This window comes from Mycobacterium sp. ABE4_509 (assembly GCF_056160785.1).
Genome location: NZ_JBSWXU010000195.1, coordinates 1 through 7,852, shown reverse-complemented (window position 1 = coordinate 7,852; position 7,852 = coordinate 1). Strand labels below are relative to the sequence as shown.

8 protein-coding genes and 1 pseudogene are annotated in these 7,852 nt (G+C 67.6%); 2 read left to right on the top strand and 7 right to left on the bottom strand.

Annotated elements, in window-relative coordinates; translation table 11 throughout:
• The 5 genes and pseudogenes from ACXAID_RS25765 to bfr form a co-directional block, all read right to left on the bottom strand.
• Positions 1–566 (bottom strand): annotated as a pseudogene (locus tag ACXAID_RS25765) (amidohydrolase family protein); the annotation flags it as partial.
• Entirely contained in the window at positions 567–1,916 is a 1,350-nt protein-coding gene (locus ACXAID_RS25760) for a type I glutamate--ammonia ligase (protein ID WP_475025019.1), read from the bottom strand. It lies immediately after the preceding pseudogene.
• Positions 1,917–1,951: 35 nt separating this feature from the next.
• The gene (locus ACXAID_RS25755; RefSeq protein ID WP_475025018.1) at positions 1,952–2,434 is read right to left on the bottom strand and encodes a carboxymuconolactone decarboxylase family protein; all 483 of its coding nucleotides are present in this window, start codon (positions 2,432–2,434) and stop codon (positions 1,952–1,954) included.
• A 19-nt stretch (positions 2,435–2,453) separates the two neighbouring features.
• Entirely contained in the window at positions 2,454–4,508 is a 2,055-nt protein-coding gene (locus ACXAID_RS25750) for an MDR family MFS transporter (protein ID WP_475025017.1), read from the bottom strand.
• 103 nt (positions 4,509–4,611) lie between these two features.
• Positions 4,612–5,091: a bacterioferritin gene (gene bfr / locus ACXAID_RS25745; RefSeq protein ID WP_475025016.1), complete on the bottom strand. Its 480-nt coding sequence runs from the start codon at positions 5,089–5,091 to the stop codon at positions 4,612–4,614.
• Positions 5,092–5,344: 253 nt separating this feature from the next.
• Here bfr and ACXAID_RS25740 point away from each other — a divergent pair, with 253 nt between their 5' ends.
• The gene (locus ACXAID_RS25740) at positions 5,345–5,980 is read left to right on the top strand and encodes a fatty-acid--CoA ligase (RefSeq protein ID WP_475025015.1); all 636 of its coding nucleotides are present in this window, start codon (positions 5,345–5,347) and stop codon (positions 5,978–5,980) included.
• 2 nt (positions 5,981–5,982) lie between these two features.
• On the top strand, positions 5,983–6,189 hold the full coding sequence (locus tag ACXAID_RS25735; RefSeq protein WP_475025014.1) for a (2Fe-2S)-binding protein: 207 nt from the start codon (positions 5,983–5,985) through the stop codon (positions 6,187–6,189).
• Between the two features lie 6 nt (positions 6,190–6,195).
• Here ACXAID_RS25735 and ACXAID_RS25730 read toward each other — a convergent pair whose 3' ends face one another.
• Both ACXAID_RS25730 and ACXAID_RS25725 read right to left on the bottom strand, forming a co-directional pair.
• The gene (locus tag ACXAID_RS25730) at positions 6,196–6,954 is read right to left on the bottom strand and encodes an enoyl-CoA hydratase/isomerase family protein (RefSeq protein ID WP_475025013.1); all 759 of its coding nucleotides are present in this window, start codon (positions 6,952–6,954) and stop codon (positions 6,196–6,198) included.
• Positions 6,951–7,670, bottom strand: a complete 720-nt coding sequence (locus ACXAID_RS25725) for an EthD domain-containing protein (RefSeq protein WP_475025012.1) — start codon at positions 7,668–7,670, stop codon at positions 6,951–6,953. Before ACXAID_RS25725 ends, ACXAID_RS25730 begins: the two co-directional genes overlap by 4 nt.
• Positions 7,671–7,852: the final 182 nt, after the last annotated feature.

The window sequence follows — 7,852 nt, the reverse complement described above, 5'->3', positions numbered from 1 at the left end:
GCCTCCGCGACCTCGGCCGGCGCGGGCTCGGACAGGTCGCCGATGAAGCCGCCCCGGTAGGCCAGCACCGTCTTGGTGGCCACCGCGGTACTCGCCTGCCCGTCCAGGATCTCGTCGAACGCTTCGGCGTAGTCGCCGGGCCAAGCGGCGGCCTGCTCGGCCACCGACTCCAGCCGCACCACCTCGTGCACCCGACCGACCGACAACGCGGCCAACTCGTCGAGGGTGGCCACGCCCGCGGCGAATCCGGTGTCGACCAGCCAGTCGGAGACCCCGGCGGCGGCCAGGAAGCTCTGTGCCAGATCAGATTCGGCGACGCTGGTGCGCTGGGCCCAGTACGACTCGGGGTCGGCATGCCTGGCCAGACCCAGCGCGGTCGAGCAGTGCGCGCGAACGGCGAACCCGAGCTGGGTGTCGAAGGCCGAGTCGAACGAGGCCAGCGGCTCGGTGTTGGCTTCGTTGAGCGCGTTGTCGAACCTGGTGCGGTCACCGGGGGTCAGCCAGCACCCGTGGACATGATGGTCGATCAGGTGCACGGCGCCGAGGTGCTCGTGCAGTGCCGACATTCAGACGCTCCAGGCCAGCCGGAACTTCTCGGCGAGGGCTTCGGGATTCAGTTCGGCGTAGTTGTCATGCTCGTAGCGCCGCACCGCGACGACCGCATCGACGACGGCGTCACCGAGTATCCCCCGCACCAGCGTCGAGGAGTCCAAGGCGCTGAGCATCTCGGATTGGTCGGTGCTCAGCGTCTCGGCGCGTTGGGCGTCGCCGAGCGACGACGGATCCACGGTGAACTCCGGTGGCGGGGTGAGTCCCCGCTCGATGCCGTCGAGGGCGAGCCCGAGGATCGTCGCCGATGCGAGGTAGGGGTTGGCCGACGGGTCGATGACCTTGACCTCGACGTTGGCGCCGTACGGGTTCGCCGAGCCGGCAGGAAGGAAACGCACGGCCGCCTCCCGGTTTTCGGTTCCCCAGCACAGGTTGGCGCCCGCCCAGGTTCCGGGCTGCATCCGTAGCCCGGACAACACCGAACCGCACAACACGCCCTGCGCGTCGGCCAGCCCGGAGAGCACGCCGGCCACGGCCGAGGCGCCTTCGGCGGTCATCGCGCCGGGACCGTCGCCACCGGAGAAGACCGGCTCGTCGTCACGGGTCAGCGAGAAGTGCTGGTGGGCTCCGGAACCCACCGAACCGGCGAACGGAACCGGCGACAGGCTCACCCGCATGCCGTATCGGCGGGCCACCCGGCCGATGATGATCCGCATCAGGGTCAGCTGGTCGGCGGCCTGCACCGGCGGCAGCGGGGCCAGCGATATCTCGAACTGATTGGTGCCGTACTCGGGATGGAACTGGTCGATCGAGACCCCGGATCCGGTCGCATCGGCGGTGACGTCGCGCACGAATCCCTCGAACTCCAGCACCCCCGCCAGGCCGTACTGCGCCCACATGTGGGCCGGCAGTCGCGCACCGTCGGGGCCCACCAGCACGAACTCGATCTCATGCCCGACCATCGCGCTGTAACCGGCATCGGCCAGACGTGCGGTCACCCTGGTCAACGCGCCGCGGGTGCAGTACGGATCGGGAGATCCCGACTGGTCGAAGAACGACCCTGGCGCCCAGGCGAATCCGTTGCCGAGAATGCGCAGCGCGCCCAGGTCGATGCGAACCCGCTGGTCGCCGACCACCCCGGTGGACTCACCGAGCACGATTCCGGCCTGATCAATGGCGAACACGTGCCAGACCGGGCTGGCGCCCAGACCCGGGTCGGCGAAGGAACTCATCCGGCGCAGCGGAACCGTTTTTGCGTGAGTCAGACCCGCCGGGTTCACCACGGTGCCGATCAGGGTCGCGACCCCGTCGGACTCGAGTTGTGCGATGGCCGCGGCGGCGAGCGGTTTGGCTGCCATGTCAGCCATTCATACCAGCCGGTGCACGGTCTGGCCGGGCGAATCTAGAGGGTGATCTTGCAGGACTGCCCGATGTCGAGAGTGCGCAACACCCGGCCCATCCCGACCCACATCGCACACGAGATCGCCAGATCGGTCAGGAGCTCGTCATCGAAGTGCTCGGCGGCGCGCTGCCAGAAATCCTCGTCGTCGCGCAGCCCGACGTGATCGGTGGCGAACCGGTGCGCGAACTCCATGGCGACCCGCTCGGCGTCGCTGTAACCCGGCCAGGTCCGCCACTCGTCGGCGTGTTCGTAGAGCTCTTCGTCCACGCCCTCGGCGACACCGGCGCCGTCCCGGGTGTTCTGACACACCACGCATTCGTTGGCGTGGGCGATCACGATCCTGGCCGCTTCCCGGACCCGTAGCGGCAGCCTGCCTTTCGTGTACACGGCCTGGCTGAAGTCGGCCATTGCGGCTCCGAGCTCCGGAGATCTCACGGCGAACCCGGTCACGTCGTCGTCGGCGAAATCTCCGATTCGGCTCATGGCCGCATGCTACGCCGGGTCAGCCTGTCGTCGTGGGAGTCCGGTTCACCTCGCCGCGATCATCCCAGTCGCGCTGCACGAGAAGCCGGGCGGCGATGCGCTCCAGGGCCGCCTCCACGTCGGCGCGATCGGGACGGCCCTCGAACGTCGGCGAGGACGCCAGCTTCTCGACGATCCGGCCCACCAGTGCGGCGGTCGCCGCCTCGACCTGGTGCGCTCCGGCCTGCGTCAGCCACACCCGGTCACCGGTGCGCAGCGCGTAGCCGGCGTCGACGAGGCGGGTGAACGTCGGTTCCAGCACCTCGGGTGGCGTCCGCAGCCGTTCTGCCATCGCGGTCAGCGTGGCCGAACCGAACACCTGACTCTGCCGGTAGATCTGGATCAGCCCCCACAGCAGCGCGATGTCGGATTCGCAGCCGTGTCGCCCGGCGATGCTGCGCAACCGGATGTCGGGCGAATGGTGCACCAGCCGGCCCACCGCCGTCTCCAGGATCTCCTCCGGGGTTTCGGTCTGCGGCATCCCGAAACCCTCACCGAGGTCGACGGCCGCCGCGGTACCGACGTCCTGCAGCGGAACTTCCTTGAGCCGCAGGGCGACCAGGAACCCGAGCAGCGCCACCGGGGCGGCGCACAGGAAGACCAGGCCCAGCGAGTCGGAGTAGGCGTCGACGACCGGAGCGGCCACCTCCGGCGGCAGCTGATGCAGGAACCGAGGGGACTGGGCGGCCGCCGGGGGCGCCCCCGACGCGGCCAGCGCCCCGTCGATACGGCTGTCCAGGAAGTTGGCGAACAGCGAGCCGAAGATCGCCGCTCCGAACGAGCTTCCGATGGTGCGGAAGAACGTCACGCCGGAAGTGGCCACCCCGAGGTCGGAGAATCTTGCCGTGCTCTGCACGATCAACACCAGCACCTGCATGCACATCCCGATTCCGGTGCCGAGCACGAACAGGTAGAGGCTCTGCTGCCACACCGGTGTGGTGGCCTTCATCTGCGACAGCAGTGAGAAGCCCAGGACCATCACCGCGGTCCCGGTGACCGGGAAGATCTTGTAGCGGCCGGTGCGGCTGACCAGCATGCCGCTACCCATCGAGGTCAGCAGCAACCCGCCCACCATGGGCAGCGTGCGCAGGCCCGACTCGGTCGCCGACACGCCGTCGACGAACTGCATGAACGTGGGCAGGAAGGTCAGCGCGCCGAGCATCGCGAACCCGACGATGAAGGCCAGCACACAGCACACCGTGAACACTGGGTCGGCGAACAGTCGGATGGGAAGCACCGGCTCGGCGGTGCGCAGTTCGGCCCAGACGAACAGGGCCAGCGCGACGGCCGAGCCGCCGAACAGCCCGATGATCACCGGGGAGGCCCACGGATAGGTGCTGCCGCCCCAGCTGGTCGCCAGGGTCAGACCGGAGGCTCCCAGTGCGATCAGCACGATGCCCGGATAGTCGATGACGGGACGCTCGCGCCGGGCCAGCGCGGGGATCGCGGTGAGCGCGACGATGAACACGACCACGGCGATCGGCACGTTGATCCAGAACGCCCAGCGCCAGCTGAGGTGATCGGTGAAGTAGCCGCCGAGCAGCGGACCGGCCACGGTGGTCACCCCGAACACCGCGCCCAGCGCACCCTGGTAGCGGCCGCGGTCGCGCAACGGGATGACCTCCCCGATCAGCGCCATGGCGGTAACCATGATGGCGCCGCCGCCGATGCCCTGAACCGCGCGGGCGGCGACCAGCATGGTCATCGAGTGCGCCACCCCGCACAGCACCGAGCCGATGAGGAAGAACACGATCGCGGCCCCGAACACCGTCTTGCGGCCGAACAGGTCCCCGAGTTTGCCGGCGATCGCGGTGACGATGGTGGAGGCCAGCAGGTAGCTGGTGACCACCCAGGCCTGATGGCCGGCCCCACCGAGATCGGCCACCACGGTGGGCAGCGCCGTGGCCACGATGGTCTGGTCCAGTGCGGCCAGGAACATACCCAGCACGACCGCGACGAAGATGATGTTGCGTCGCTGCGGGTTGACCGCCGCCGGGTCGGTGGGCTGGGCGCTGGTCGCGGTGGTGGCTGCCATACCTGCCCTTCCTGCGCGGCGAGAACTCCACTCCTACATCGTTAGATGTCCTATGGAAGTTACCGCGCGGGCAGGGGTAGCCGGTACAGGTCGTGTCGAAGCGTTACTGGGGTGGCCGCGACACGCACTGGGCCATGTAGAGCTCGTCGCCCATCTTGCCCATCAGCTCGAGTTGCGTCTCGAGGTAGTCGATGTGCAGTTCCTCGTCGGCCAGGATCTTCTCGAACAGATTCGCAGACGTCGCGTCGCCCTTCTCGCGGCACATCACGATGCCCGGCTTCAGCCGCGCGACGACCTCGTACTCGATCGCGAGGTCGGCCTCGAACTGCTCGCGCAGCGTCTGGCCGACCCGCAGCGAGAACAGCCGCTGATAGTTGGGAAGCCCGTCGAGAATGAGAATTCGGTCGGTGACCTCTTCGGCGTGAACCATTTCTTCGAACGATTCCTTGCGCGTATGCGCAGCCAATTCGGTGAAGCCCCAATTCTCCTGCATTTTGGAATGCAGAAAGTATTGGTTGATCGCCGTCAATTCACTCGTCAATTGCTCGTTGAGCAATTTCAGAACATCGGGATCGCCTTGCATGACCGCTCCTAAAACACGTCGTGGGCTGTCCGCGTGCGCTATCTGCACCGGTTGTGTGCGAGCTTCTCCAATCTAGTGCACGACGGGCGTCAAGTGCGCACCATTGTCGCTGCGGCACGCTCGTTTTCGTGACCGATCACCCGGCTCGGGCGACTCTGCCGCGCAGATGGGCAGGGTTCTGTGGACTGGCTAGGCTTAGTAAGGTTAGACTCGGCTAACTGTTCGGGGCGGCACAGGCAGGTAAGGGTTACCAATGAATGAGTACGATCTGCACTCGTTCATTCTCGCCTGCGATTTCCGGGTTGACGATGTCGACCGGATGTGGGAGTGGCTGGAAAAGCACCGGAACGGCCTGGCCGAGATCGAGGCCCACCATGTGGTGCTCTACGAATCCATCTGGGAACCCCGCCGGGTCCTCGTGACCATTGGCATCCGCCACGCCAAGTCCATTCGGGAGTTGTTGCGTTCCCCGGCGATATTCGAGTGGTTCAATATTTCCGGAGCCGACGATATTCCGCCGATCTTCGGCGGCGAGGTCGTCGAGAAGATCGACCTCTACGGCCCCAGTTCGCAGCGCCACGTCGGACGCGTCGTGGTCGGCGTGATGTCCTCGGTCGACGACGTATCCAATCTGATGGTCAAGATCCACGACGGTCTCGAGCGGTTCAAGCAGGGCGGTGTCCGCAAGATCTGGGTCTACGGCGCGCTCGACGACGGCCAGGAGGTGCTGATCCTCCAGGAGATCGAGGACGAGGCCAGTGCCCGCCAGTGGATCGAGCATCCCGACGCAGCCGCGGAATGGATGAGCCACGCCGGCATGGGGGCCTATCCGTCCCGTTTCGTGGGCAGGTTCGCCCATCTGATGAGCGTCGACGGGCAGGACGCCTAGCGATGTTCGTCTGCCTGTGCACCGGAACCACCAGCCACGTGGTCGACGAGGTCATCGCCAAGGGCGCGCGAACCTCGAAGGAGATCGCCGAGGCATGCGGCGCCGGCGGTGACTGCGGCAGGTGCCGGCGCACGCTGCGGGCGATCATCGCCGCCCACCAGTCCGCCGGCAGCTGCAACGGCTGCCCGGCCGAACGGATCAAGTCCTGACCGCGGTCAGGACTTGCCCCGTCCGCTGAACTCGGCCAGTGCCGCGGCGTTCGCCGCTCCGCCGAGAAGCATCTCGAACTGCGCGTTCTCCCGTTGGGTCGCCGCGGCGATACCGGGGCGGAAGGGTTCGGTCACGGTGCGTTTGACCGCCATCAAACTCGGAATCGAGCGCGCCGCGATGATCTCGGCGTGCCGGCGGGCTTGCGGAAGCAGATCCTCGGGTTCGCACACCTTCCAGGCGATGCCCATCCGCAGCGCCTCGGCGGCGTCGACCCACTCCGACGACAGCAGCATCCACGCGGCGTTCTGTCTGCCGATCAGTTGCGGCAGCAGATAGGAGGAGGCGGCTTCCGGCGCCACCCCCAGGCTGGTGAACGGACACTTCAGCCGGGCCGCCGAGGACATGAACACCAGATCGGCATAGCCGAGGATGGTGGTCCCGATGCCCACCCCGAGACCGTTGACCGCACAGATCAACGGTTTCGGCAGATCGGTCAGGGCGTCGATCATCGTCGTGAAGTGACTGCCCTGCTCGCTCATCTGCGAATCGCTGATCCGTGCCTGCATCTCTTTGAGGTCGTTGCCCGCGCTGAACGCCCGCCCCGCACCGGTCAGCAGGACCACCGCGACCTCGGGATCGTCGGCCGCCTCCCGCAACGCCGTGGCGGTGGCGAGGTACAACTCCTCGTTGAACGCATTAAGGGCCTCGGGCCGGTTCAGCACCAGGGTGCGAATCCGGCCGTCGTTCTCGATCTGCAGAGTCACGGCTGCAGCGTATCGGCCGTCGCGAACGGATCGCGCAGCACATACCGGCTCGTCGGGACGGTGTCGATGTCTCGGTTGGCTCCGAACGCCGAGGTGCTGGCGACCATACGTGCCATCCGGTCGTTGAGCTCCTCGTCATCGGCGGCGCCGAAGAACGCGTGCAGGTCGGTCGTCGCTTCGAGCGGGAACAGCTCCTCGACGATCGCCGCGATCGGCGGCGCCCCATCGGTCAGGGCCCGCACCACCAGGTTCTGGATGTAACCGAAGGTGGCCTGGGTGGCGATCGCGACCTGCGTGTGATCGTGCTGCCACCGGGTGCGCCAGGTGGGCTCGTCGAGATCGGCAGGCCGGCGCAGCAGCGCGACGTTCGCGAAGCCGGGGCTGCGCCGCCCCGGCGGGGTGTGCGGCGGGATCAGCGGCACCGATTCGGTGACCAGGTAGGCCGCCGTCTGCGCGCACACGTCACCGAGCAGGGCGATGGCGGTGCGCAGCTGCTCCCCGTAGCACTGCTGGGTCCACACCGTGACGAACGCGACGACGGGCGGGTCCAGCGTGGTCAGCGTCATCAGAGAATCGGCGACCGGCGCGTCGCGGACGTTGATCGCGACACCGGGAAGGCCGAGGTCGAGCAGCGCCGGTCCGATCTCGGTGCGCAAGCGGGTGCACCACGCCTCGTCGCCCGGCTTCGCGCGCAACGCGATGATGACTTTCTCCACTGGCCGAACATAACCCGGGCCAGAATGGACGGATGATCAAGGGCCTTGCGCAACGCCCGGCGATGCCGGACGCCGCTGCGGTGCTGCGCAGCCTGATCGGCGTCATCACCGTGGCGGTTGTCGCGGTGCGGTGGGGACCCCCGGGGTCGGCGACCGCTGCGGCGGGGGCCGCCGCCGTCGCC